This window comes from Candidatus Gorgyraea atricola (assembly GCA_030765235.1).
Lineage (GTDB): Bacteria > Omnitrophota > Gorgyraeia > Gorgyraeales > Gorgyraeaceae > Gorgyraea > Gorgyraea atricola.
The window spans coordinates 1-24,612 of sequence record JAVCCW010000004.1 but is presented as its reverse complement, the minus strand read 5'-3'; the positions used below and the strand labels follow the sequence as shown (position 1 = coordinate 24,612).

Below are 24,612 nucleotides of genomic sequence, written 5' to 3'. Positions count from 1 at the left end.
AATTATTTCATCCTCGCAAGAATCTCTTCCTGTGTTGCCACGGCAATGCCGACTTTGCCTACGACAATACCTGCTGCGGTGTTCGAGATGCGCGCTGCATCAACCATGTTTGCGCCAGCTGCAAGCGCCAAAGTAAAAGTGCCTATCACTGTATCGCCTGCGCCTGAGACATCAAACACATCCTGCGCAAATGTTGGAATATGCGTAACGCGGCCCTGTTTTTCAAAAAGCTGCATGCCATCCTCGCCGCGCGTCATCAATACTGCCTCGCACTTCAGTTTATTAAGCAATACCTTGCCTATCCTGGCAATGCTCTCTGCATCCTTTGCCTTTATCCCGACTGCCTGCCCTGCCTCATGGTGATTCGGAGTAATCGCTGAGACACCTTTATAATAATGAAAATGCTCTTCTTTGGGATCCACTGTCACTATTTTTTTATGCCGTCTGGCCAATCTCAAGACCTCCTGCAGGAGCTTCGGCGTCACAACACCCTTGCCATAATCTTCTATTATGATAGCGTCGATATTGCATATTATCTCTTTTACATAATCAGTGATCTGCTCGATCAGGCCACTGCTCAGGCCATCCATCTTTTCCTTGTCGATCCTCACGACCTGCTGATGATGCGCTATAACCCTTGTCTTCAATGTAGTAGGCCTTTCACCGTCAATAACTATGCCTTCTACATCCATGTCCTTCTTAGCGAGTTCACTTGTAAGGATCCTGCCGCGCTCATCCATGCCCACTACGCCTGCCAGATATGCCTTGCCGCCAAGCGCGTGAATATTATTCGCCACATTTGCCGCGCCACCTGGCATAAATGACTCTGACTTCACTCGCACAACAGGGACCGGCGCCTCTGGCGAGATCCTTGATACATCGCCCCATAAAAATTCATCCAGGATCAAATCGCCTATCACTAAGACATTTGCCTTGGAAAATTTTGATATAATTTTTTTGAATTTATCTTTCTTCTTCATAGTTTTTCAACAATCGCCTGGGCGAGAAGTGGTATCATTATCTCGTGGTGGCCAATAATGGTATAGCCTGCGCCGCCTGATTTTATAGGGCGCTTCACCACATTCTGATAAGGCCTATAATGATTTATCATATCAAAATTACACGCGGTGAAATTCTTGACCTTATGACCGAGATTTCTCGCTACATTCAAGGCCTTTAAAAATACCTCTGGTAAAATCACTGAGGAACCGATGTTTAATACCACTCCGCCATCACCAAGCATTGAGACCACTTCTATAAGATCATGAAAATCCCTGAGCGAGGCCTCTCCTAGATTCGCTCCATCGCAGCTCGCATGCTGGTGTATGATGTCAGTACCTATTGCAATATGCACAGTGGCCGGCACATTCTGTTTTACACAATTATACAAAAGGCTCAAATTCTTAAAAGACAATTTCTCTTCCTCTATCACCCGGCCTATTGCCTGGCCAGCGCCGATCTCGCGCTCAACTGCCTCGCCGAACGCACCGTTTAGATAAAGAGCTGTTTCTTTTACCATGCCAAAACTTCCATCCTCGAGAGAGACTTCGACATCTTCTGAGGTCTTGCCAATAAGTGCGATCTCAAAATCATGTATCGCGCCAGAGCCATTCAGCGCAATAGCGGTAATCACCTTTTTCTTTATGAGCTCTATGATAACTGGATTAAGCCCGCATTTTATTACGTGAGAACCCATCATTACTATTACAGGTTTTTTCTTTTTATGCGCCGAGACAATCGCGTCCACGACTTCTCTGAAACTATTGCCAGCAAGTATGTTAGGAAGGGTCTTTAAAAAATCAGAGAAAGACGCGTCCTTAGAAGGGGATTTTGCAAAATCCTGGTGCCGGACCTTGCTCTTCCTCTTTGATATAGGATAGGTCTTGAGTTTAGCTAAATCTATCTGAAGTCTATCTTTAGGCATATGCTATTCTAACATTACTTCTTTTCAGTGTCAATATACTCTATTTTTTGAAGCGTTATTTTAACAGTGCCCACAAACGGTATACCGCTTGTCACCATTAAAAGCGGTATCCTTTTCTCGTCTGCTGAAAACCACATAGTGGCCTTTGCCTTGCGCTTGATCTTTCCCTGAAACCACGGCAACGGCTCGACCATAAAGGCCTCCCACTCACCTACATCTTTAATACTTATGATACCCTTCTTATGTATCTTGGCCTCCAGGAGATAATTCTTTTCATCCGCGATCACGTCTGCAAAAACCGAACCTCCTATCTCTACATCCTGCAACCTAAGATAATACATACAGCTCAATGTATCCTGCACCCTCTTAGGTATATCATATTCTTTTTTGCTGTGGTTGAGTCTCGAAAAATATACTGCCTTACCTTTTTCCTGATAAAAATCTGTGTATTCGTCTGAGCGATAGCCGCCTTCTCGCTGTTTCTTTTCGAATCTCACAGGATAAAGTTCTTCTACATCTATATAGGTAGAGACCCTGTCTTCTACCTTATATATCTTTGAGATGATAGGTGTGCTCTCTGCCAACGCAAGTATATGATAGACCTTGCGGCCGTTGCGCTCTGTGATCCCCTCCACAGACAATGTGGCAATACCAACATCCATGCCAAGCCATTCTGCCTTATAGGTAAGTTTTTCGCCCACATGCAATTCCTTTGTTGGGGCCTTTATCTCGACCTCTTCGGAGCTCTTTATAATCCTATATCTTGTCGCAGAACCACATCCTAATGTCAAAAATATAACAAGAAATATTAAAATCGATCTCACTCTCATAGAAATTTACCTGCCTTTTCAATAAGTTCTTCCACAGTGATAGAGTTAAGGCACAAAAAACCTTTTTTGCAATTATGCGCGAGGCAAGGAGCGCAACCCGCATCTTTATGAAGCACTGCGGTTTTGGTTCCGAGCGGCCCCCATCTCTTAGGACTCAGGCCCCTTTCGTTTCTGCTAAAAATAGAGACTACAGGTGTGCCGATTGCACACGCTATGTGAACTGGTCCGGAATCATTTGATATAAATAGCTTCGTTCTCTTAAAAAGCGCTGCCAGATCCCCGACCGATGTTTTACCGCACAAAAAGATAGGTTTATTTTTCATCAAAGACCTGACCTTATCTCCTATATTGACCTGTTGAGGGCCTGAAATCAATATTACCTGCACGCTAAATCTTTCGATCAAGATATCTGCTGCCTTTGCAAATTTTTCAGCAGGCCATATCTTTGAGATATGACTCGCTCCTGGATGGATCACGATAAACTTCCCGTCCTTTTTTAATCCCAACTCCTCAATATGTTTTTCATTCTCCTTGTTAACTGGCACAACTAAAGGAGAGGACTCTACATCTATGCCGAGCGAACGCAATACATCCAGAGAATATTCTGCCTCGTGCTTTTCTCCGAGCCGCTTCGTGTATTCCAGCTTATCTGTCAAAAGAAAATCCATCTTGCCTCGTGCATATCCTACCCTTTTTAGAATCCTTGCTAAAAAGGTTATCAGATTTACCCTATTTGTAGAATGTAGAATTAGCGCCAGGTCAAATCTCTTTTCCCTTAACCAATTCGCAAAGCGCAACGCATGAAAAATACACTTTTTATCATATACGATTACTTCATTTATATATGGGTTGCCTTTTACGATCTCTTTGGCCTGCGAAGAGACCATTACAGCAATATACGCGTCCGGATAGGCCTTCCGTATCGCTGTAATCGCAGGCGTAGAAAGCACCACATCCCCAATCCTATCTGTCCTGATAACAAGTATCCTCATATCCTTTGCCTTAACTTGACACTTGGCATCCCCGCAACCCCTCTTGTAGGCCGGGTTTAAACCCGGCCTACTTTACATTTAAGGTCTTACCTTAAATGTAAAGTTATCTCCTGGGCGCTAAGTTGGCTCATGCACTCGTGGTTGAATTTGCAAAGTGCCTTTTTGCATGGACTGCATTTGAGATCCTTGCGTATGACTACGTCGTCTTTGCCTGTAGGGCCATACTCGCGAGCGTCTGTTGGCCCGAATATTGCAATGACCTTCACACCCAGATCACATGCAATATGTAAGCTAGCGCTATCACAGGTCAAAAGCAGCTGCATCCTCTCTATTAATGCAAAAAGTTGATTTAGATTTGTCTTGCCAGTTAAGTCAATAACATCCTTATGAGAAAATACCCTCTCATTAGACTCTCCTATAAGAACAATCTTATACCTTCCTTGCCTCAACACCTCATTTATTACCTCTATAAATCCATCTGCGCTCCATCGCTTCAGGGAACTGCGGGATCCAGGGCTTATACCTAAAATAACATCCCCTTTTTTAACCCCATTTTCCTCGAGCAGCTTATCTACGAATCTTTTATCTTCATCAGAAATATAGATGTTCTGCTTATTCTTATATTTTATTCCGAAACTGCTCAATTTTTCTAAATGCGCTGATCTTTTATGTATCTTTTTATTTTTAGAAAAAAGAAGCGTCTTTTTTTTAGCGCCGATTAAAATAGGCAGGAGGCTATTTCTCATATCCACTGCCAGATCGTATTTTTCTTTCCTTAGTTTGCTCACAAAGGCTATCTTATCTTTTAAGGAAGCGTGTTTATCGTATGTAAAGATCCTATTAATTCGAGGATCTTTGGCAAAGACATGCTTTGGCCTTGGCCCGACCACGACATCTATCTTTGCTCCAGGAAAATTATCCTTTAGCGCGGTTAAGACCGGCAAGGTCAAGATCACGTCCCCTATATTACTGAGCGTAATAAAAATGATCTTCATGAAATCGCCTCCACCACATCATTGACGCTTATATTGCTCATACATTTATTGTCCTTACATGAAAGTCTGTAACATGGGATCTCGCAATCTATCTTCTTCTGTAAAATCCTGTAATCGCCGTCCCCGTAAGGGCCTGTTATTCGAGACGATGTTGGGCCAAATAACGCGACAACGCTTGAATTTACTGCTACTGCGATATGCATGGGCCCAGAGTCACTGGACACGACCTTTTTTGCCCTTTCAAAGACTGCGCCAAGCGTCTTTAGATCTGTCTTGCCGCAAATAAGTATTGGTTTTTTCTTCATCATACTAGCAATCTCCTGGCACAGTTTTATATCTTTTTCTGCGCCAGCCAAAATCACCTTTATATCTATCTTATCGCCCAGCATGGCAAAGTTTTTAGCAGGCCATCTCTTTAAATCCCAGTTGCCGCCAGGATTTAGCACTATAAAATCTTCATTATCTTTAATTCCCAGGTCCTTTAAAATATTCTTTGCCTCAGCCCTGTCTTTATCTGAAATGAAAAAATCATAATTTACGCTTTTCGGTCTTATGCCTACACCTCTTGCAATGTCTAAAAAATGCTCTACTCTGTGTAAATCCTTGGATGGCAACGCTATTTTCTTTGTCAGCAAGAATCCCGATTTCTTACTGTCGTATCCTATCCTATTGGGTATCCTTGAAAGAAAAAGAAGTATGGTCCTGCTCAAAGACCTGCGCAATATAAATGCTGTATCAAAACGCCTCGATCTTAGGTGTAAAATAAGTGAAAATTTGCCCCTATCATATGTAATAATCTCGTCTATATGGGGATTGTTTTCAAGCACCTCTTTACATCTCGAATGCGTAAGTATAGCCACATAAGAACCTGGAGAACTTTCTTTTACAGCCCTTATGAATGGTGTTGCAAAAATCGTATCTCCTAGCCAATTAACATTTACAATAAGTATGCGTTTCATCAGTCCTCGTCCCGATGTTCCTTTACCCACGTATAAAACCCAGATGTCTCTATCCAGAATACGAGCATGCTATCCGATGTCCTGGATATGCGCACGCGTTTCATCGCAAAGAGATCATGGTCTGGATAATCGTTCCCTGGATTAGTGGCTACTGCGATTCTATACCCTGCTTTCCTGACTTTTTCTTTTGCGCGATCATCAAAAGCGCCTATAGGATAGCTGAATGAAAAAACCGCTTTTCTAATATGGGTTTCTATTGCGCGCTTGGAATCAGCTATCTCTATATCTAACTTCTGCTCTGCTAAACCTGGCAGATACGCGTGCGTCATCGCGTGACTGCCAATAGATATAACGCCACTTTCAGACATCTCAATGATCTGATCCCATGTCAAATATCCCTCATAGCCTATAAGCGCAGGTGATATAAAAATCGTGGCTGGGATCCCCAGCTCCTTTAAAACAGGATAGGCGCATGTGTAATTATTCTCATATCCGTCATCAAATGTAATCGCGATTGTCTTATAAGGGATTTTATTTTCTCTTACTAACTCAGCCAACTCCTCAAGTTTTACAATATTATAGTCGTGCCTTTTTAAAAAAGAGATCTGATCTCTAAAACTTTCCGGAGTAACGTTTAATTTGGAAATCCCAGCCTTATCATTAATCTTGTGATACATAATAACAGGCACAACATACTGCTCTTTGGCCCACAAAAATCCAGCTATTACAAAGACTATTAAGATTGCAAAACGACGCCATCTTTTCATTTGTAACTTTCCGAAACCTCTCCATACAGCTTCTCAACCTTATCCGCCATGCCATTGATCGAAAATTTCTGTATCACCATCTCCCTGCCAGCCTGAGACATCTTTTCATAAAGGGCCTTGTCTTTTAACAATCTCACTGTGGGCTCGACCAGAAGTTTATGCCTTGAAGGCTCGACCAGAAAACCATTGATACCATCCTTGATAATGCTTGAGACGCCGCCCACATTTGTAGCCACTGCAGGCTTGCCTGCCGCAAGCGCCTCTAAAAGCGCGAGCCCCAGGCCTTCTTTTCTCTTCGGCGTAAACATAAATACATCAATCACAGAGAGAATATTGACTGTGGATATCTGTGATTTTACAAATATTACATTGTTTGACAGGCCCAGACGCTGCGCCATGTCTATCATCTCTAAGCGCTCCTTGCCATCGCCGACAAAAATAAGCTGAACATTCGGCTTTTGTTTTAATATCTCAAAAAGCGCGTGCAAAAGCACATCCTGCCCCTTGTCAGGCGTGAACCTGCCTATTGTGCCTATAATCGAATGGTCTTTGCGGATCCCGAATTTATCCTTTAGCGCATCTCTTTCCTCTTTTGAAAAATCCTTGAGGAATTTCATGGCATTGACCCCATTATAGATCAAGGAAATCCTGTCCTTGCGTACATGAAAATCTTTTATCAGGTGCCCTTCTACTGCATCGCTTATCGCGATCACGCGATCGCCCCACGCAGGCAAAATCCGCCTTCCTATCTTTGGCCTAAAAAATCCATGACAGGTCGTGACAAAGGCCTTGCGGCATAATTTTGAGACAAAAAATCCTATGACTTGAGCAACGCGCGTCTGCGCGTGTATTACATCTATGTTCATTTTCTTGACTACTTTTCGGAGCTCAAAAATAGACGCCAGGACCTTAGGGCTTAACTCTGATTTGGTGAGCATGTTGATCTTTATATGCGAAACTCCGCTAGCTGCCAGATCAGATAATAACACCCCTCCGCTGGAGGCAACAAAAACCTCGTTCCCTTTTTTCTTCAATGCCCTTGCCAGGCTGACAGTATACGTGCCAATACCGCCGATATTTAAATGTGTAGTAATTAATAATATCTTCATATCTTCCCCATAATTAATTTAAAAACCTCATCCACACCGATCTTCTCCATACATATATGCTTTTTACACTCGGCCTTGTAGCATGGCCCGCAATTTACCTTTTTTTGTATCACAATACCTTTAGGTGTTGGCTCAAAATGCCTCCTGGGATCAGTGGGTCCGAACAGCGCAATGAAATTTACATCCATTGCCGAGGCAATATGCATAGGAGCGCTATCTCCTGTAATAAACACCTTACATTTTTTTATCAATGCTGCCAGCTGTGTCAGGGTCGTCTTTCCAGTTATATTGATCACCTTGCTATGCGTTAGTTTCATAGCATCCGCGGCCAGGTCTGATTCTTTCTTTGATCCTGTAAGAATCACCCTGATGTCCTTTGCAGCCAGCATATCTGAAAGCCTTGCTAAATTTTTTAAAGGCCATGTCTTTGTCTTCCAGCTCGAGCCAATATTAATACCCACCAGGATCTGATTTTCCCTCACCCATTCATTCTTTAAAAGATTTTCCACGTACAGAGAATCCTCTTTTGTAGGCCATACCTCCAGACGTTTAGAAACGCCTATGGTGTTGATGCCTGATCGTTTAAGCACCCTGAATTGATCTTCAACAGGCCCTGCATCGATCTTCAAATGCCTTAATCCATGATTTAGCAAAAATCCAAACTTATTATTGCGATAGCCAAAACGATTAGGTATAGCGCCCAGCCATGCAATGATATGGCTGGCTCTATTATTCTGAAAATCAAAAGACCTATCAAAGGCCTTGCGCTTCACAATGTTTGAGATCTTCCCCAATCCCCTGATTCCCCTATCTCTATCTCTCCTGTCATAAAGTATCAGATCATCTATATGCGGGCACCTTTTCAATACATGCCTGGATTCAGTACCTATGAGGACTGTAATAAACGCGTCTGGAAAACTATTTCTGATCGCCCTTAGACTCGGCACCGCAAGTATCACATCACCTATTGCGCCTATTTTTATCACCAGGATCCTTTTCTTCCTGGATGCCTCTTCGTAAAGCTTTATTGTGCGCTCAGCCATGCGAATCAGGCTATACTCCTTCTCAACTTTTTTCCTCGCCTCGATCGCAAGGCCCCTAGCAAGGCTGCGATCCTTCAAGAGCTTCACGATAGAATCCACCATCTCCATTATGTCGCCCGGCTTTACAAGCATGCCTGTCTTTTTATCCTCTATGATATCTACAGCACCACCTATGCGAGTCGCTATCACTGGCACGCCGCATGCGCCTGCCTCGATAATGACCCTGCCAAATGCCTCCTGGCCCACAGACGGCAGCACCAAAAGATCCAGCCCGGATATGATCTCAGGTATATCGTGCCTGGATCCTAAAAACTCTACGAACTTTTCTATGTTGAGTTTTCGTATCAATGCCTTTAGATTTTCCTTGTACTCAGGCTTACCCTTAGGCGCGTCTCCCACGATCAATATCTTTGCCTTTGGAAATATGCGCACCACCCTTGCGATCGCCTGTAAAAAAAAGGCATGGCCTTTTATAGGCGTGATCCTGCCGATAATACCTATCTTGTATTCTGTCTTCTGGCGCGATGCGTCTATCGGGTTAAATCTAAACTTCTCAAGGTCAACTCCCCTTGGAATAAATCTTATCCTCTCGCGCGCCACGCCAAAATCCTCTATCATATGGCGGCCTATAACATTAGAGGCTACGATTACAAATTTGCCCCAGCCCATGACCCTGCTCAAAAGATGCGTTGAGTAATAACCATGCGCGGTAGTAATGAAGCTGGCGCTGGTGCGCCGTGTTGCAAAGAACGCGATAATAGCTGGTACGCGGGAACGGGCATGCACAATATCCACACGCTCTTCTTTTATAATCCGCTCCAGCGCCTTGACCATGGCAATGACTGTAAGCAAGGATTTTTTATATACTGGAAGTTTGATATGCCTTGCCTTCATGTCCAAAAGCTCACTTACCATTTTGCCGCCGCCAGATACAACAATGACCTTATGCCCTCGCTTAATAAGCTCCTTAGACAGATCCACAGTCCCTGTCTCCACTCCACCCACATCTAACATTGGTAATATTTGTAAGATATTCATTCGTTTAGTCCGTTATGTCCGTTAGTTCCGTTATTCCCGTTAACTTTACTTGGCAAGGCTGGACCTCGGCTTTTTTAAAAAAGCCGAGGTCCAGCCTTGCCAAGTAAAGTTAGGTCATATTAAGCTTATTAGCCTCTTCAGTATCTTCTCTTTATCTTCGAGTTTCTTTGCTTCTGGCTTTTCTGTCAAAATCTGTTTTACTGTATCGCAAATCTTGTCTGATGTAGAAGTTTTTATGTAACCCTGTACCTCGAGATTTGCAATAGCTTGATTGTACTTTCCCTCTGCCTTGCCAAAGACTACAACATGCCTACCAGAACTCACTGCCTCTGAGATCATGGATATAGATTCTGGCGAAACAATTATAACCTCGCTCTTGTCAAAAATCTCCTGCACCGCGCCTTGTTTATTATTCTCGTTTGCTATTACTAATGATTTACATTTTTCGCCTAATTTTTCTTTAATAAGTCCATCTATTTCAGGCGAAGTCCTCCTGGAAGTAGAAACAAACAAATCCCGCCCGATCTTCAATACTCCATCCACCACTTTCTCAACATCCTCTTTTTTCAACTTGAAGTTTTTCGCATCTCCTCCAACAAGCAACCCAACCCCCATGTCCCTTGTCCCATGTCCCTTGTCCCTAACCCTATTCGGCGCAATCTCTGTAATAAGCATATTCGATTTAGGCTTCTGAGATGCATCGTGTCTCGGCAAAATAACTAAATCAAACTTCCTGCTTCGTCCCAATCCTGGCTTCATGATCACAATGCCCTTCGCGTTATTCTCGTATTTTAAAAATGTACTCGCGGCTACAGTAGAAGCGCCGCAAGAGATGACTATATCAGCATATCCCTTGATCTCATTGAAGCTTTCTTTCTTTAAACAAAACTTCATACATCGTAAACACCCTTGGCATCGCTTTCCAGCAAAAAAACTCGCCATATCTAAAAGCCTTCTCGTCAGCTTATTTTTGAATTCTACTTTCGCCACCTTGATCTTAACAATAGGCTGTTCTTTTATTCCTCGTGCCTTGAGTCTCGAACCTAAAGCCTCTTTTACCATCTCTGCCACAGCCAATGCCTGATTAAGATGTCCTGCCTTGCCATCGTCTAAAACCAGGACAGTGCGTTGGGGCGAAGATTTCCACCTCTTGTGCGACCATAGCCACTGGTCAGGAAATCTCTTTATACGATCTTCGAAGATATTAGTGACATTTCTCAAATTCGCCTTCAGATCTTCTTCTTTATTGCCAGTATTTATTAACTTTAATGGCTCATCGATTTCTAAAACATGCTCCGCGCAACCTAAACGCCGAGGAAACGTAGGAAGGATCGCGGCGCCTGTTTTCACGGCAAAGCTGATCGGCCCTTGTGCCGTAGAAGCAGGCCTGTTCAAAAAATCAACGAACACGCCTTTTGCCCCCGCATCCTGATCAACGAGCATAGCCACAACGCCTTTATCTCTAAGGATCCCTATCATATCTCTAATTGAAAATCCCTTTGTAATAACATTGCATCCGCTCATCTCTCTGTATTGATTCAATAATCTATTGAGTCGTACATATTTTTGTTTCCGTACAAAGATAGAGATGTTCTTTCCTCTCGCGCTAACAGCCAGTGACGCTATCTCCCAATTCCCAAAATGCGCCGCAAGAAGAATAATTCCTTTACCCTTCTCTATCACATCATTGATCCTGTCAAAATTCTCAATGCGCACATGTGTATTTAAATATTTTTTGCCCATAACAGGCAATTTCAATAACTCTACAACACTTGAGCCAAGATTTCTGTAATGTGACTTCAATATCTCTTTGATCTCACGTGAGCCCTTTTCAGGAAAAGCGGATTTTAGATTAGCGTACGCTATAGATCGGCGCTTAACATTAACTAGACGCGCGAGATCTCCGCCACGCCGGCCTATCCATAGCACGGCCCCTAAAGGCATACAGCAAAGAATAGCGCTGAACACCTTAACCAGTACAAATCCCAGAAAGTCTATTATAGAATCCTTGTTCATTTTCAGTTATTTCGAGTTGGACGCGCAAAACCAACACAGGGACAAGGGACAAGGGACAAGGGACAAGGGAAAGTCTTACCGCGTCTTTTTCTGTTGTGATTATTGTGTCTATTCCATTTTTACTGCAATAGTTCTCTATTTTCTTCAAGTCGCCTTCTTTGTACCAATGATGGTCACGGAAGATGAAATGTTTTTTGAATTTTAATCCAAGACTCAAGATAGTCTTTTCAAATGCGTCAGGATTACCGATCGCTGAGAGAAGCGCAACACTATTATTCTTTAACTTTGTCCCATCAACGATCTTATCATCAGAGAGTCTATAAAAATACTGGGGGCTGTGGCTGGATTTTAAGATAGCTGCTTTTGGATTTATTTTCTTAAGGGTCTTCTCCAGCTCCTTTGATCCATTTTTATCGTGCGCCAGATCAACCTTTGTGATCAAAAAGATATCCGCTCGCCTCAGGCTACTCATGCCCTCGCGCATTGAACCAGCTGGTATGACCCAGCCATTGCCAAATGGATCTGTGGCATCTATGCAGACAATATCCAGATCTCTTTTTAATCGCCTGTATTGAAAGCCATCGTCCAGCAAAATAGTCTTTACTGAACGACCTGCTAGTATAGCCTTTCCTGTCTCAACCCTATCCTTCCCCGCCACAACAGGAATAGCAGGCGCCAATTTTGAATAAAGTATCTCTTCATCATCACCATATCCTCTTAATAAAATCGCTGGCTTTAGTCCACGGCCAAAAAGAAGATTTGCTATAAATGCGGCTGCTGGTGTCTTTCCAGTGCCGCCCCAGGTGATATTGCCCACGCTTATGACCTTTGCGTCGAGCCTGTACGAACGAAAAATGCCTATCTTATAAAAAAAGTTCCTGATAGAAATGACCGCGTAATAGAGAAATGAAAAAGGTATGAGTAAGATTTTCATTTTTAAAAGAATCCCGCGAAGATCAGGATGCTGATGAAGACAAGGGCTGCTACAGCTACTACTGTGCCTGAAGAAAGCCATGCCTTGATGGTGATAGGACTTCTGGATTTTTTGCTTATTGCTATGCCCAGAATACTCGCTGCGTGGCCAACAGGTAAGCCATTTGCCCCAAAACCAACGCCCATGGCAAGTATCCACCACAATGAATCGCCATTTATGCCTAAGCCTGAAATCGTCTTCATGATAGGCAGCATGACCATCGTAAGGGGCACCGCGCCTATTATTGATGAGAATATCCCTGTCATCCATAATAGCGCCACTTTATATAATCTGATATCTACCTCTGCCAAAATAGCTGTCTTTTTTGCGATCTGCGACAGGATGCCTGTTTCCTGAAGTCCGCCTATAATAACAAAAAAGCAGGCGAAGAATGCCAGAACCCCCCACTCAACATCATGGAATATCTCTTCGGGATCAGGCTGCAATAACACGAACGCGAGGCCCGCGCCGATCAAGGCTATGAATGACGGATATAGACCAATATGATCATGAAAGAAAAACAATGTAAATGTAACGGCAAGCGCTATTAAACACTTTACCATTCCCTTAGGATCCTTTATTGCCTTGCGCGCGTCTATATTCAATACTGCTTTAAAATTCGTGGGCTCTTCAGACAGGTGTCTCCTGTGTATGAATTTTAATATAAAAAGTGAATAACATATTGTTACAAGGGTTATTGGAAAAAGATTTTTTAAAAAATCATTGAAGCTGAGGCCTGCGGCAGAACCGATAAATATGTTAGGCGGATCGCCCACCAGCGTCGCGACGCCTCCTATTATCGAAAGTAATATCTCTGCCATGAGAATCGGCAGGGGCGTAATGCCAAGTATGTCGCACACAAGGATCGTGATAGGCACCATTATTACGACTGTAGTGACATTGTCCACGAGCATGGAGAGAAATGCCGTTGACACGCCTAAAAGCGCCATAAGCGCCCAGGGTTTTCCTTTTGAAAGCCTTGCCAGACTGATGGCAATATAATTAAAAAAGCCGGTTCTTTTGAGTATCGCGGCCATGATCATCATGCCCAGCAAAAGACCTAATGTATTAAAATCTATTGCCTCTAGCGCCTTGGTTTGAGAATAAAATCCAAGCATCCTGCCTGATATGATCATCAAAAGCGCGCCAGACGATACAGCTATGACCTTGTCCACCTTTTCAGTTGCCACAAGATACAGCACCACCAGAACTATTACCGAGGCTATTATTATACCGATCATGATCTACCTATGTCCCTATTTTCAAAAAATGCCTTGCAGATGTCACCACGCGTAATTGTACCTTTCAAGACTCCATCTTTTTCCACAAGGATCCTGCGGACATTGTTCTTTAACATCATAGCTACTATCTTTAAAAGCGAGGCGTTCTCTTCTACGGTTATCGCGCCCTTCTTCATAATATCCTCTGCCACAAATAGCTCAAACGTAGGCATTGATTCAAACTCCTCATCAAGCGCTCCGAAATCATCTATGAACATGATGTTCTCGCCCAGCATATCAAAATAATCCGGCAAAAGCACTGCAAGGATCTCCGCCTTTGTGATCATACCGAGAATGCGCCTTTCGTCATTAACAACTGGTATGCCCCCATAGCGAGTCTTTTTAAAGATATCGTAGATCTCACGTATCCCCGTAGATAAAGATACTGTCACTATATCCGTTGCCATAACGTCTTTAGCATTCATCTTGCCTCCATATACATCATATAATAAGCTATTATTCTATTATAAATAGGGGGATTTGTCAACCTATGGACAGGGGTAGAATAAGATCGATAGTGCGCTGGCTGGAGCCTGAATTTTTGTCCACAGTATGCTTTGCATTGGCACCAAGCCTCTTTTTTTCCGCAGGATCATCCAGAAGCAGTTTAATAGAAGAATACAATTCATCTTTATCTTGTATCTGGATGGCTCCTTTATTCTCAAGAAAAGATTTTGCCGCATCCCGGAAATTAAACATGTATTTTCCAAATATAACTGGCCGTGACAAAGCTGCCGGCTCAATAGGATTCTGCCCGCCTTTTTTAACCAGGCTCCCGCCAATAAACACAATATCCGCAGCAGAATAGATGCTTTTAAGCTCGCCTATGACATCTAAAACAAGCACCTTGTCCCTTGTCCCTTGCCTGCCCCGTACGAAATCTTCGATTTTCGTATGGGGTCCCTTGTCCCTTGAGTACTTTCTAGACTCTAAGCCAAACTTGGCCAAAAGGTTTTCTATCTCCTGTGTGCGTTCGACATGGCGAGGCGCTAGAAGAAGTTTTATATTTTTATGATCCTCTTTCAATCTTAAAAAACAATCCAATATTATATCTTCTTCTCCTTTGTGCGTACTGCCTGCGACCAGCAGGATTTCTTCTTTAGCAATGCCTAATTTATCCCTTATCTCGTGCCTCCTATTGCCAGGCCCTAATAACAAGAGATCAAACTTCAGGTTGCCAACAGTAAAGATCCGCTCTTTTGGCGCGCCTAAGTCCAGGACCCTTGCTGCGTCCTCGTCTGACTGCATAAGGATAAGAGAAAATTTTCTCAAGAGCCTTGAAACTATAAGCCTTATCCTTTTATACCCGATGTAAGACCTGTTGGAAATCCTGCCATTTACCAGGATGATCTTTGCGTTGAACCTGTAGAGTGAAGAAATAAGATTGGGCCAGAGTTCTGTCTCAAGACACAAGAATAACTCAGGTTTTATAATCTTAACGACCTTGTTTGTAATAAAACTCAGGTCAAACGGGAGATAAAAGACCTCTTCCTCTGGCGTAGCCACTGTTTTGGCGACCTTATTTCCTGTATGAGTCACGCTCGAGAATATAATTTTATGAGAAGGGAATTTTTCTCGCAAGAGGGGCGCCAAGATACTCGCTGCCTTCATCTCTCCCACGCTGACCGCGTGTATCCAGATGACCTTACCTCTGGAAGAGATGGCCCTGAGGCGTTTAGAGAGAATACCGAATCTGCTGGCCATACCATACCTATATCGCTTCGTCACGACGAGATATGGCAGGTAAATCACACCGAATATAATGAATGCTAAATCGTATATGAAGCGCACGAGGTATCCGACTCCCAGACAGATATTGACTTAACGGGAAGCTTTTTCTTTTTCAACTCTTCAAAAATATATCTGGCAATATTCTCCGCAGAGGGATTCTGTTTCTTAAAAAAAGTCAATTTATTGAGATGCGAATGATCTAATTTTTTTAACACACTCTTAAGTTTTGCTTTCAGGACCTTAAAATCTACTGCTATGCCAATATCATTTAAAGAATCGCTTTCAAATCTCGCTTCTATCTTCCAGTTATGGCCATGCAGCTCTTCGCACTTGCCTTTATATCCCCTGAGATTATGCGCTCCACTAAAATCTGCTTTTACAAGAATCTCATACATAGTCTGCTCTCCTGGCCTTGTAGATTTTTTTCCCTAAAAATTTCTGTCCGACCTTTACGAATTGCTCTACCGCGTCTGTTGCAAAGAATCTATGCATAGGAATCTTGGAACGTGATGCTAATCTGTTATTCATTTTCAATGCATCTCTAATCTCTTCTGCCACTGAACTCGCGGAATCAACTATCCTCACCTTTTTCCCAGTTATCCTTGAGATTGAATTTTTCAAAAGCGGGTAATGCGTACATCCCAGAACAAGCGTATCTATATCTTTTTTCATTAGCGGCTCAAGATATTTTTTTACAATACTAAGTGTGATCTTGCCATTCAACCAGCCTTCTTCAGCAAGAGGCACAAATAAAGGACATGCCCTGGAAATTATACTATTTCTGGATAGAAGCTTGATCTCCTTTTCATAGGCCTTGCTCTTTACTGTGGTCGGCGTACCTATAACGCCTATCCTGCCATTCCTGGTAACCTTTATAGCACTTCTCGCGCCAGGTTTTATTACACCTATAATAGGAACTTTGAATTTTTTTCTCAAAACAGGCAATGCAATACTAGAAGCAGTGTTGCAAGCCACCACTATAAGTTTAACCTTAAAGCTTTTAAGAAACTGCGCATTCTCGACTGAAAATCGTTTTATCGTCTCATTAGACTTCGTGCCATAAGGAACCCTGGCAGTATCACCCAGATACACAATCTGCTCCTTAGGCAGGGCCTTCATAACCTCCCTAACCACAGTAAGCCCCCCAACTCCAGAATCAAATATCCCTATGGGTCTATTGTCCATAATTGAAATCTTTTGATGTCCCTCGACGCGCCTAATAATGTTCCTATTCGTCACATTATTAGGCTTGCTCGGGATCAATCTCGCCTTCGGCGAGATTGGTGGAGGCGGCGGAAATGGAATCCGTCGCTTCGACTTCCCGCTTGTCACTTCGTGACAATTCTCAGCCTCCGCTCCTTAAGGGAAAAACCTGATGTTTTTCCCTTAATATTCCCTTTTCTTCCGCAAAGAAGTTTACTACGCCGATAGGGGGAAACAATCTAGCCGCCTCACATTCTCGGCGGCGTTCGTAGCTTGTTCGCACTTATTCGTGCGAACACTCACTCCCTAATACCCCCTTTTGCGGCTTCGATTTTTCAATTTGGTGGAGGCGGCGGAAATCGAATCCGCGTCCTCTGGCATCCCAAAAACAGTATCTACATGCTTAGGTTACCTTTTGGTCTCGCCTGATGAGCTCCGGTAAACGGGATATCATCAAACAAAGCCCTTTTCATGCTCCTCAGCCATTCCAAAAGGACATAAAGAAATGACCCAGCCTGCTAATAGCGTCTGTCAAGTCCCGCAGGCAAGACCTGTAGACGGGTTGCCTAATTAATTAGGCAACAGCGAGCGCCTCGCTGGAGGTAAGAATACCCTCAGCTTCAGCTACTGCATCGTAGTTGGCGTTTAATATGTGCCAGGTGTTTTTCGAGGCCTCCTGACAACCTCGGCATGCTGCTCTTCCCAAGCTTACCACAGTCGAAACCTTTCGCCCCCAAATTTTGCGAAGCAAAATTTGATCCCGAGCAAGGCCGCCAAAGGCGGCCGCGTCGAGGGACCAAATTTCTGACTTATAGTTCGCCTTTAAATTATCCTTTGTGCCTCTTCGCGCGCGCAATCGTGCGCTCTGCTTCCTTGCGCTTGATCGCCTCACGCTTGTCGTAGTGCTTCTTTCCTTTTGCTAGTCCTAATTCGACTTTCGCAAGACTCTTCTTAAAATAAACCCTTAAAGGAATAAGCGCAAGCCGCTTTTGCAAAACCTGAACCATGAGATACTCTATCTCTCGTCTATGCAAAAGAAGTTTCTTGGGCCTCAGTGAATCCTGCTCTTCCTGCTTAGTATATTTATAAGGACTGACATACATATGGTACAAAAATATCTCTCTGTCCTCTACTTTACCAAAGCTCTCAGCCAGACTCGCCTGGCCAGCCCTTATAGACTTTACCTCGCACCCTTTAAGCTCAATGCCTGCCTCTACAGTCTCCTGTATAAAATAATCCCGCCTGGCAGCCCTATTAGTAACGACTCCATTCTGCTTCATATGATATATCACTATATCAAAAAATCACCCAAAAATCAAGAAATAGCATGTTTGGACAAATTGTAAACCTGATTTACAATTTGTCCAATATAAAATCACAATTATATACGAATAATTGACTAATTTGAGAATTGAGGGTATACTAAATTAAAATATAAGCGGAAGTGGCGGAACTGGCAGACGCGTACGCTTCAGAAGCGTATGACCGTAAGGTTATGAGGGTTCAACTCCCTCCTTCCGCACCAGTTTTCATCTTTATCGACGATAAAAACTCTAACCCACCCCATCCTGGCACGCTTCTGGCACGCAAAATCTGCTATAGGCAATAAACTGTAAGGCAGGAAATTGTGACTGAGGAGCAGGGGATTGGGAGTTAAGATTTGTAAAGATTATACCCCAGTTAATATATATTGTACAGATTGACGGATTTCTAGAATAGGGCTTTCTTGTAAAGGCTTTAAAGTATTTTCATCTATATTCCGCGCGTAAGCTTCTTTAAATGAATCAAAAGCAACACGAGAACCTCGTGCAAGTCGACTGGCAATTTCATAAAATTCCACCAAAAAATTCTGATGTGTTGCTTCTCGTAAAGAATAAATATTTACAAGATCTATTCTAAAAACTTCTTTCGCTGCTCCCCTAACTACAAACTGTTCAAGATGAGTATCTCCTGCAATTAAACTATGATTATGAAGAGCTGCAAGTGTTTCTCCTAGCCGCAGTCCCAAATTTCTCATTAGTTGCTCATTCGTAGCATTTTCCGCTATGAAATTATGCACATTGGGCCCTATCCATCCGGAAATAAAAACAAGAAACCTATTTTGAGTCATATTATGGAAAAACTCTTCTTCCGCTAGTCCTAAATCGCGTGCTGCCTGTATATAATCTTCTCTACTTCTAAGTTCCGCTAGTTCAAAAAGCCCCTCCTGTTCTGCCTGCCTTAGAAAAGAGATAATCTCAGATGGTAAATCAGATTCATCTTTATACTGAGTCACCATTTCTTTTTTGGCCATAGATCCTTCAATATCTAATTTTAATAGAGGGGCATATACACGAAAAACCTGTGGAGTAGTTCTTCTGTTATTAGCTTGACGCGCTCTTATAGCAGCAATATAATTTCTAATTATTCTCTTATCTGGATAGATACCGCGCACATGTACCTGCTGTTTAAGCGAATCTTTGGCAATAAATTCTGTTCTAAAGCCATCGGATAACATAAGGGTGCTAAATGATAGTTTTGTAATATTTTCTGTAGATTGTTCTTTAATCTCCTCCCCCGACGCAAGATTTGGCTGGTCTTCAGATTTTGAGGCGAGCTGGGCATTTGCCCTTGTTAACAACTCTCCTACATTAGGCATCCTATCTTCTCCCCATTGGCTACTTACATGATTTTTAGGGTCAAACATTGAAAATTCTAATAAAGTTTCTTTTGGCACGCCATAGGTTTCTCCAATAGTAATATATTGCCTAAGAAGAAAAACTTGTAATTTTAACATTTCTGTAAATACTTCGATTAGTATAGGCCTGTCTCCGTCTTGAGGCTGTTTTCCTGATACCAATAATAACTTTTTTATCTTCTGTTTGCATTGCTTCAGCTTTAAATACCTTAAGTTGAATTCTTTGAATAGCTTTATCCCTAAATTGCCAAATAAACTTTTTGCATCACCTTCATCGTTAAGATGTGGGTTTACTAAAAGATTGGAGTAACCTGTTGATGCGATTTGTCCTAATTCCGGTGTTTTGAGCAACTCCTTCGCTCTTAGTTTTTTTAATATATTTGTAATCAGATTAAGGCCTCCAGATTTGCCCCAGGCACTATACATGCACAAGAATAGCCGTTGCTCCATAGTTTGCTTTTCAATTTCTGGCTGTTTTTCTTCAATAGTTTCAGTCAAAGAAGTTATAATTTTCCGTCTTTTCTCCGAAATAAACTTGGCTTCGTAAACAAGCCCATTGAATTCATTCGCGGATACAAATTGAGATAGAATCTGCAATTCATTATCTGTTAATGATATTTCTTCACTGTTTAAAAGCATATTAAAGATATCATTCCTTACATTATTTCTCCTGCCTTTAAAAGTTTTGCCCATAATCTTAATAGTGCACTTTGGGCCTTTTCTTTTTATGTATGAAGGCGCTAATAAATCATTGGTTTCACTTTGGCGCTCATTCACTTCTCTATCCATCGGAAGTCGCAAGGTATCATCTGAATAGGTAATGCTCTGCCCTAAAAACACCCCTACTAGCATCAATATCAAAGCTACAATATGTCCTTTTCCAATCTTCCTCATAATCCACCCATAAAAATAGCCCTGTAAGGCTATATAGCTCCTATGTAAGTAATTATACCATATAAATGTGGCTTTGGGAAGTTTTCTTAAAGAACTATCCTGGCACGCTTCTGGCACGCAAATGCTTTAAAATCGGTCCAAAATGGCTATGTAACTGGAGGCAACTTAACGTAACTGGAGGTAACTAAACGTTGGGTTTTTAAGGGGTTAGGGAATTCGTGAGGAAATCGGGGATTTTACGTATTTCATCCCTCCTTCCGCACCAAATTTGCGAAGTAAATTTGATCCTGAGGATGCGACGAAATAGGAGCATCCGAAGGACCTATCCCACCCCATACAATATACAATCAGGGACACTTTGAAGATCAATTCCAGGACAGCTTGGTAAGGGATTTCCAAAACGGTACAAGATTATATTATAATAGCATAAACAACACCCTTACCCTTCCAGAAGAAGACAAGGTCATCGTACATGGTATTATGATAGAGGGATTAGGTGAGTTAGTCCATAGACTGTGGGGCAGGAAATAATGACTGGGAGAACTATAGTTCGTCCCTTGCATTCTGCAAGTCTTTGAATTTCTCACATAGAGATACAGTAAGGGGAATACATCTTAGGTTATCTATTTCAGCTATATGGCTTACTCGTTCATCTTTTTCCCACTCTAACTTCTCTAAGCCAAGTTCCTTAGGAGTCCTGAATTGCACGCCTTTTAGGTCAATGCCTTTGAGTTTGGCTTCTAAGCTGTCCTTGGTTTCCTTTGTTAGTAGAACTATAGGGATATTGCCTTCATTGGTCTTTAGTTTGACTAAGGCGTCTTTGAAGTTGTCTGGATTAGTGGTCACTTCTGTATCTAAGAAAAGGGTTGGGGTTAGCTTGAGGTTGGAAACATGGCTTAAAGGCGTAATTGTAATCACGGGTACAGTTTCTTCGATTTCATTTTCTTGGCGGTCATAAGTAACCATCCCTGTGGGTCCATCTTCATAGTTAAAGACAAAGTCTCCATAGGATTTCTGTATGTCTACTGCTTTTCCAATATGCCCCTCATTAATAGATCCATCAACGCTATATTCGTTATTCGTTTCCCTTGCTATTTTATAAATTTTGGATAGCACATTACTGATTTCCTTTAGGTTTACTATGCTTTCTGCTGCAATTACTGCTTCATAGACAACTTCATAGCCTCTCATGTTATTCTTATTTTTTATTAAACCATCTATAAAAAGTAAGTAGCCGCTTGCTTCTTTTAATTCTGTAACATTCTTTGCCAATTTGGCTATTTGAGGCATAGAATAATGAAATACCCCCTGTGCTAGTTTTTTATTCAAAATTTGCAAATAATCACATATCTCTTTTAATTCTGTTATGTTGGAGGATAATCTAACTATTTCTAACGGTAATTCAGGAAATATATATTTAATCTGTTTGTGTCTCGTTCGAGACCGATAGGTCATAGTTGGTTTCTGGCGTAAAAAGGTATACCCACCTACAAAATTTACAGGAGACTCCTTCAGAAGAGTAAAAATTGATCGTAACGTTTCTTTCCTTTCATTAGTTGTCTTAAATTTAGCGTATATGGCTTTCTTTATTGCCATCCTTTCTCTAACGGTAAGCCAAGGTTTGAAATTTTTGGATTTCATATCTGGTGGCAAAATTTCGAATTTTTCTTCTTGGGTCGTACTTGCACTTATAATTCCATAATATTCATCCATTCCATCTTTATAACCCCGAGCAATAACATGTGGGGTATATAGTAATTTAAAATCTCCATACTTTCTCTGAAGCTTAATCGCCTTACGTACACTATCTTCTTTAGTAGCAATTACATCTACAAGGAATTTCACGTCTCCAGGATGATATTTTAATATACTATGTGCTTTACGTATTTGTTTACTAATTTTTGGTAATACCGAATCATACAACAACCTTAGGTCATCAAAATCTTCTAAGACAGCGTCAGACAGATTTGAAATTTCATAATTAGTATAGTCCAAGTTCGATTTTATGCTACTAAAATATTTACATATATCTTTAAATTCATCGCTATCTTTTGCTAATTTTACTGCAACTGGTAATATTTTTTCAAACGCCCATTTATGACTCACTTTTCTCGCCTTAATACCTCTTCTAAGTATTGTTAAATATTGCAATGCCTTTTTTCTTTCATCGGTATTTTTAAATTTCTTATTAATACATTCTTCTGTCCGGCCCCAGTAGTCCTCCTGCCAACCGCTAAATCTAAGTTTTTCTAAGTTAGATACCTCGTTCATTCCTATGCGCAATAAGTCAATAAATTGATCATAAGACAACTCCAATCTTTTCTTTATGTCGCCCTCGTGTTTTTCTATATCTGCTAAATCAATTTTTTTAAATAATTTTATAGCTAATTTTCTCTTTCCATCTCTTTCCCAAAAAGACCTCTCAAATTCTTTCAATTCTACCTTCATTTGACTCTGGTCACTAGCATTTTGATGCTTAATTACTATATCTAATATCGCCTGAACGAGCTTCCCCTCATAAGTAATATATCCCCAATGAGACTTTATTCTCTCTAAAATCTTTATCGTCATTTCCATATTGACTACAAGTTCTTCCCCTAACAGGTATTCCATTACTAAATCATACGCCTCAACATATTTCCTTCCGCATACTGCTTCATGAGCAGCTGCAACTTGAAGCCTCTGTCTTTCTTTCTCCCCATTAGTCATTATGTTAGGTCTTAGAATATCTGAAGAATAGGCGATATTAGTAAATAGAAAGGTTATAACTATGGCAAAACTAATTATCTTTCTCATCTTATGCCTCCTTTGATAATACTTTTTTAAGTCCAAGCGTATTGCAGGTAAAAAAATAGCCTTCCTTTATCTCTAAAGGCTATATTTGGTTGGTTCATGCTATATTTTTATTATACTCCTATAGACGTGTTTTAGCAAGGAGTTTTTAGGGGTAAAACTATAGTAGACTGAGAGGGATCTTGTAAGGGATCTTGTACCGTTTGGGATTTACATCGGCAAACTGTCCCTTTCTGTAAGATTAAAGCTGTCCCTGTGTTTATTTCTGAAAGAATTTGACTCTCAAATGTGTCTAATATTAGGAATCTTGTACCGTTTGGGATTTACATCGGTAAACTGTCCCTTTCTATAAGATTAAAGCTGTCCCTGTTTTTATTTCTGAAAGAATTTAACTGTCAAATGTGTCTAATATAACAGGGGGTGGTTATTATGGCTAGATGTTCCAGGATATTGATTGACAATGCCTCTTATCATATTACTGCAAGAGGCAATCAGCAGCAATGTATATTCTTATGTGCTGAAGACTACGAAAAGTATCTTTCCATGGTCAAAAAAGCAAAGAGAAAATATAGGATATTCCTATATGCCTATTGCCTTATGAAAAACCATGTACACATGCTTATCGAAGCCATCAAATCAAAAGATATCTCTAAATTCATGCATTGGGTAAGTCGGGGCTATACTGCATATTTTAATGCTAAATACGGAAAAACAGGTCATCTGTGGCAGGGTAGATTCCAGAACAGTCCCATTATAAAAGGTCAGTATCTTATAAATGCAGCGACTTATATTGAAAATAATCCTGTACAGGCAGGGATAGTAAATGACCCCGCTGATTACCCTTGGAGTAGCTATAGAGCAAGGTGTTTATTTGCCAATAATAATATAGTAGATGAGATGAAGATTGATTGCAGGTATGTGAACTGAAGAGACACTGTTAATCTTGGAAATGGGGACACTTGCAAGGGTGAATTTCCAAACGGTACAAGATTTCCACAAGATTTCCGAGGATGCGATGTACCCCGTAACAAAATCTACGATTTTGGTATGGCACAAAACTTACATGCTTTTAATTAGTTAATGGTAATTCACCTAAAATTAAGTTAGGATTTATACCATCTTTTGTTAGAATTATCTTTGAATTTTTACTTAAAGAATTCTCGGTAACTTCTAACTTCTTTAATACTACAGCATTACCTACAAAGTATTTCTCAGCAGCTTCATTAACGAGTTTAATAGCTTTAGCTTTCCCTTCAGCTACTTTAATCTCTGCTTGCATAGCACCATCAGCTTTCTCGATAGCAGCAAGCTTATCCTGTTTCGCAGCTTCATACCTACCTGTAGCTTCTAATTCAGCAGCACGCCTAGTCTGTTCCGCTGTCTTCTGT

Annotated in this window: 21 protein-coding genes, 1 tRNA gene and 1 other RNA gene; 2 read left to right on the top strand and 21 right to left on the bottom strand. The window is 41.5% G+C overall.

Features of this window, described 5'->3' with window-relative positions; all coding sequences use genetic code 11:
• Positions 1-2 precede the first annotated feature (2 nt).
• The 18 genes from rfaE1 to smpB form a co-directional block, all read right to left on the bottom strand.
• A complete protein-coding gene (gene rfaE1, locus P9L93_00925) occupies positions 3-980 on the bottom strand; it encodes a D-glycero-beta-D-manno-heptose-7-phosphate kinase (protein ID MDP8229646.1) in 978 nt (325 codons plus the stop codon).
• Complete coding sequence (locus P9L93_00920) at positions 977-1,924, bottom strand: hypothetical protein (protein MDP8229645.1); 948 nt, start codon at positions 1,922-1,924, stop codon at positions 977-979. The genes rfaE1 and P9L93_00920 overlap by 4 nt, the downstream gene beginning before the upstream one ends.
• 14 nt (positions 1,925-1,938) lie before the next feature.
• Positions 1,939-2,748 carry a DUF3108 domain-containing protein gene (locus tag P9L93_00915; GenBank protein MDP8229644.1) on the bottom strand — a complete coding sequence of 270 codons (810 nt, stop codon included), beginning with the start codon at positions 2,746-2,748 and terminating at the stop codon, positions 1,939-1,941.
• A gap of 2 nt (positions 2,749-2,750) precedes the next feature.
• The gene (waaF, locus tag P9L93_00910) at positions 2,751-3,746 is read right to left on the bottom strand and encodes a lipopolysaccharide heptosyltransferase II (protein MDP8229643.1); all 996 of its coding nucleotides are present in this window, start codon (positions 3,744-3,746) and stop codon (positions 2,751-2,753) included.
• A gap of 86 nt (positions 3,747-3,832) precedes the next feature.
• Positions 3,833-4,741 (bottom strand): glycosyltransferase family 9 protein, encoded by a 909-nt coding sequence (locus tag P9L93_00905; GenBank protein MDP8229642.1) that lies wholly within the window; start codon positions 4,739-4,741, stop codon positions 3,833-3,835.
• Positions 4,738-5,700 (bottom strand): lipopolysaccharide heptosyltransferase II, encoded by a 963-nt coding sequence (gene waaF / locus P9L93_00900; protein ID MDP8229641.1) that lies wholly within the window; start codon positions 5,698-5,700, stop codon positions 4,738-4,740. Before waaF (P9L93_00900) ends, P9L93_00905 begins: the two co-directional genes overlap by 4 nt.
• A complete protein-coding gene (locus tag P9L93_00895; GenBank protein MDP8229640.1) occupies positions 5,700-6,467 on the bottom strand; it encodes a polysaccharide deacetylase family protein in 768 nt (255 codons plus the stop codon). The genes waaF (P9L93_00900) and P9L93_00895 overlap by 1 nt, the downstream gene beginning before the upstream one ends.
• On the bottom strand, positions 6,464-7,576 hold the full coding sequence (locus tag P9L93_00890; protein ID MDP8229639.1) for a glycosyltransferase family 4 protein: 1,113 nt from the start codon (positions 7,574-7,576) through the stop codon (positions 6,464-6,466). Before P9L93_00890 ends, P9L93_00895 begins: the two co-directional genes overlap by 4 nt.
• Positions 7,573-9,657 carry a glycosyltransferase gene (locus P9L93_00885; GenBank protein MDP8229638.1) on the bottom strand — a complete coding sequence of 695 codons (2,085 nt, stop codon included), beginning with the start codon at positions 9,655-9,657 and terminating at the stop codon, positions 7,573-7,575. The genes P9L93_00890 and P9L93_00885 overlap by 4 nt, the downstream gene beginning before the upstream one ends.
• Before the next feature lie 114 nt (positions 9,658-9,771).
• Complete coding sequence (locus P9L93_00880) at positions 9,772-11,673, bottom strand: ELM1/GtrOC1 family putative glycosyltransferase (GenBank protein MDP8229637.1); 1,902 nt, start codon at positions 11,671-11,673, stop codon at positions 9,772-9,774.
• Positions 11,627-12,607, bottom strand: coding sequence for a tetraacyldisaccharide 4'-kinase (gene lpxK / locus P9L93_00875; protein ID MDP8229636.1), 981 nt, complete (start codon positions 12,605-12,607; stop codon positions 11,627-11,629). Before lpxK ends, P9L93_00880 begins: the two co-directional genes overlap by 47 nt.
• Positions 12,608-12,609: 2 nt before the next feature.
• A complete protein-coding gene (locus P9L93_00870) occupies positions 12,610-13,887 on the bottom strand; it encodes an ArsB/NhaD family transporter (protein MDP8229635.1) in 1,278 nt (425 codons plus the stop codon).
• Positions 13,884-14,351, bottom strand: coding sequence for a CBS domain-containing protein (locus P9L93_00865; protein MDP8229634.1), 468 nt, complete (start codon positions 14,349-14,351; stop codon positions 13,884-13,886). Before P9L93_00865 ends, P9L93_00870 begins: the two co-directional genes overlap by 4 nt.
• Before the next feature lie 58 nt (positions 14,352-14,409).
• Entirely contained in the window at positions 14,410-15,630 is a 1,221-nt protein-coding gene (locus P9L93_00860) for a 3-deoxy-D-manno-octulosonic acid transferase (GenBank protein ID MDP8229633.1), read from the bottom strand.
• Positions 15,631-15,695: 65 nt separating this feature from the next.
• Entirely contained in the window at positions 15,696-16,052 is a 357-nt protein-coding gene (gene queD, locus P9L93_00855) for a 6-carboxytetrahydropterin synthase QueD (GenBank protein MDP8229632.1), read from the bottom strand.
• Positions 16,045-16,842 (bottom strand): glutamate racemase, encoded by a 798-nt coding sequence (gene murI / locus P9L93_00850; GenBank protein MDP8229631.1) that lies wholly within the window; start codon positions 16,840-16,842, stop codon positions 16,045-16,047. Before murI ends, queD begins: the two co-directional genes overlap by 8 nt.
• Before the next feature lie 359 nt (positions 16,843-17,201).
• Positions 17,202-17,595, bottom strand: a transfer-messenger RNA (tmRNA) gene (gene ssrA, locus P9L93_00845).
• Positions 17,596-17,687: 92 nt separating this feature from the next.
• Positions 17,688-18,140: an SsrA-binding protein SmpB gene (smpB, locus tag P9L93_00840; GenBank protein ID MDP8229630.1), complete on the bottom strand. Its 453-nt coding sequence runs from the start codon at positions 18,138-18,140 to the stop codon at positions 17,688-17,690.
• Between the two features lie 158 nt (positions 18,141-18,298).
• Here smpB and P9L93_00835 point away from each other — a divergent pair.
• Positions 18,299-18,385, top strand: a tRNA-Leu gene (locus P9L93_00835).
• 144 nt (positions 18,386-18,529) lie between these two features.
• Here the strand turns inward: P9L93_00835 and P9L93_00830 are convergent.
• Both P9L93_00830 and P9L93_00825 read right to left on the bottom strand, forming a co-directional pair.
• Positions 18,530-20,431 (bottom strand): hypothetical protein, encoded by a 1,902-nt coding sequence (locus tag P9L93_00830; protein ID MDP8229629.1) that lies wholly within the window; start codon positions 20,429-20,431, stop codon positions 18,530-18,532.
• A gap of 543 nt (positions 20,432-20,974) precedes the next feature.
• Positions 20,975-23,227, bottom strand: a complete 2,253-nt coding sequence (locus P9L93_00825; protein ID MDP8229628.1) for a hypothetical protein — start codon at positions 23,225-23,227, stop codon at positions 20,975-20,977.
• Between the two features lie 426 nt (positions 23,228-23,653).
• On the opposite strand from P9L93_00825, the gene P9L93_00820 reads away from it, so the two are divergent.
• On the top strand, positions 23,654-24,151 hold the full coding sequence (locus P9L93_00820) for a transposase (protein ID MDP8229627.1): 498 nt from the start codon (positions 23,654-23,656) through the stop codon (positions 24,149-24,151).
• Between the two features lie 142 nt (positions 24,152-24,293).
• Here the strand turns inward: P9L93_00820 and P9L93_00815 are convergent.
• A partial coding sequence (locus tag P9L93_00815; GenBank protein ID MDP8229626.1) for an SPFH/Band 7/PHB domain protein occupies positions 24,294-24,612 on the bottom strand: 319 nt, incomplete at its 5' end.

Bases quoted from the DNA above. Each gene is read 5' to 3' on its own strand.
- rfaE1 (MDP8229646.1), bottom strand. From the start codon at position 980: ATGAAGAAGAAAGATAAATTCAAAAAAATTATATCAAAATTTTCCAAG.
- P9L93_00920 (MDP8229645.1), bottom strand. From the start codon at position 1,924: ATGCCTAAAGATAGACTTCAGATAGATTTAGCTAAACTCAAGACCTAT.
- waaF (MDP8229643.1), bottom strand. From the start codon at position 3,746: ATGAGGATACTTGTTATCAGGACAGATAGGATTGGGGATGTGGTGCTT.
- P9L93_00905 (MDP8229642.1), bottom strand. From the start codon at position 4,741: ATGAAGATCATTTTTATTACGCTCAGTAATATAGGGGACGTGATCTTG.
- waaF (MDP8229641.1), bottom strand. From the start codon at position 5,700: ATGAAACGCATACTTATTGTAAATGTTAATTGGCTAGGAGATACGATT.
- P9L93_00895 (MDP8229640.1), bottom strand. From the start codon at position 6,467: ATGAAAAGATGGCGTCGTTTTGCAATCTTAATAGTCTTTGTAATAGCT.
- P9L93_00890 (MDP8229639.1), bottom strand. From the start codon at position 7,576: ATGAAGATATTATTAATTACTACACATTTAAATATCGGCGGTATTGGC.
- P9L93_00885 (MDP8229638.1), bottom strand. From the start codon at position 9,657: ATGAATATCTTACAAATATTACCAATGTTAGATGTGGGTGGAGTGGAG.
- P9L93_00880 (MDP8229637.1), bottom strand. From the start codon at position 11,673: ATGAACAAGGATTCTATAATAGACTTTCTGGGATTTGTACTGGTTAAG.
- lpxK (MDP8229636.1), bottom strand. From the start codon at position 12,607: ATGAAAATCTTACTCATACCTTTTTCATTTCTCTATTACGCGGTCATT.
- P9L93_00870 (MDP8229635.1), bottom strand. From the start codon at position 13,887: ATGATCGGTATAATAATAGCCTCGGTAATAGTTCTGGTGGTGCTGTAT.
- P9L93_00865 (MDP8229634.1), bottom strand. From the start codon at position 14,351: ATGAATGCTAAAGACGTTATGGCAACGGATATAGTGACAGTATCTTTA.
- P9L93_00860 (MDP8229633.1), bottom strand. From the start codon at position 15,630: ATGGCCAGCAGATTCGGTATTCTCTCTAAACGCCTCAGGGCCATCTCT.
- queD (MDP8229632.1), bottom strand. From the start codon at position 16,052: ATGTATGAGATTCTTGTAAAAGCAGATTTTAGTGGAGCGCATAATCTC.
- murI (MDP8229631.1), bottom strand. From the start codon at position 16,842: ATGGACAATAGACCCATAGGGATATTTGATTCTGGAGTTGGGGGGCTT.
- smpB (MDP8229630.1), bottom strand. From the start codon at position 18,140: ATGAAGCAGAATGGAGTCGTTACTAATAGGGCTGCCAGGCGGGATTAT.
- P9L93_00830 (MDP8229629.1), bottom strand. From the start codon at position 20,431: ATGAGGAAGATTGGAAAAGGACATATTGTAGCTTTGATATTGATGCTA.
- P9L93_00825 (MDP8229628.1), bottom strand. From the start codon at position 23,227: ATGAGAAAGATAATTAGTTTTGCCATAGTTATAACCTTTCTATTTACT.
- P9L93_00820 (MDP8229627.1), top strand. From the start codon at position 23,654: ATGGCTAGATGTTCCAGGATATTGATTGACAATGCCTCTTATCATATT.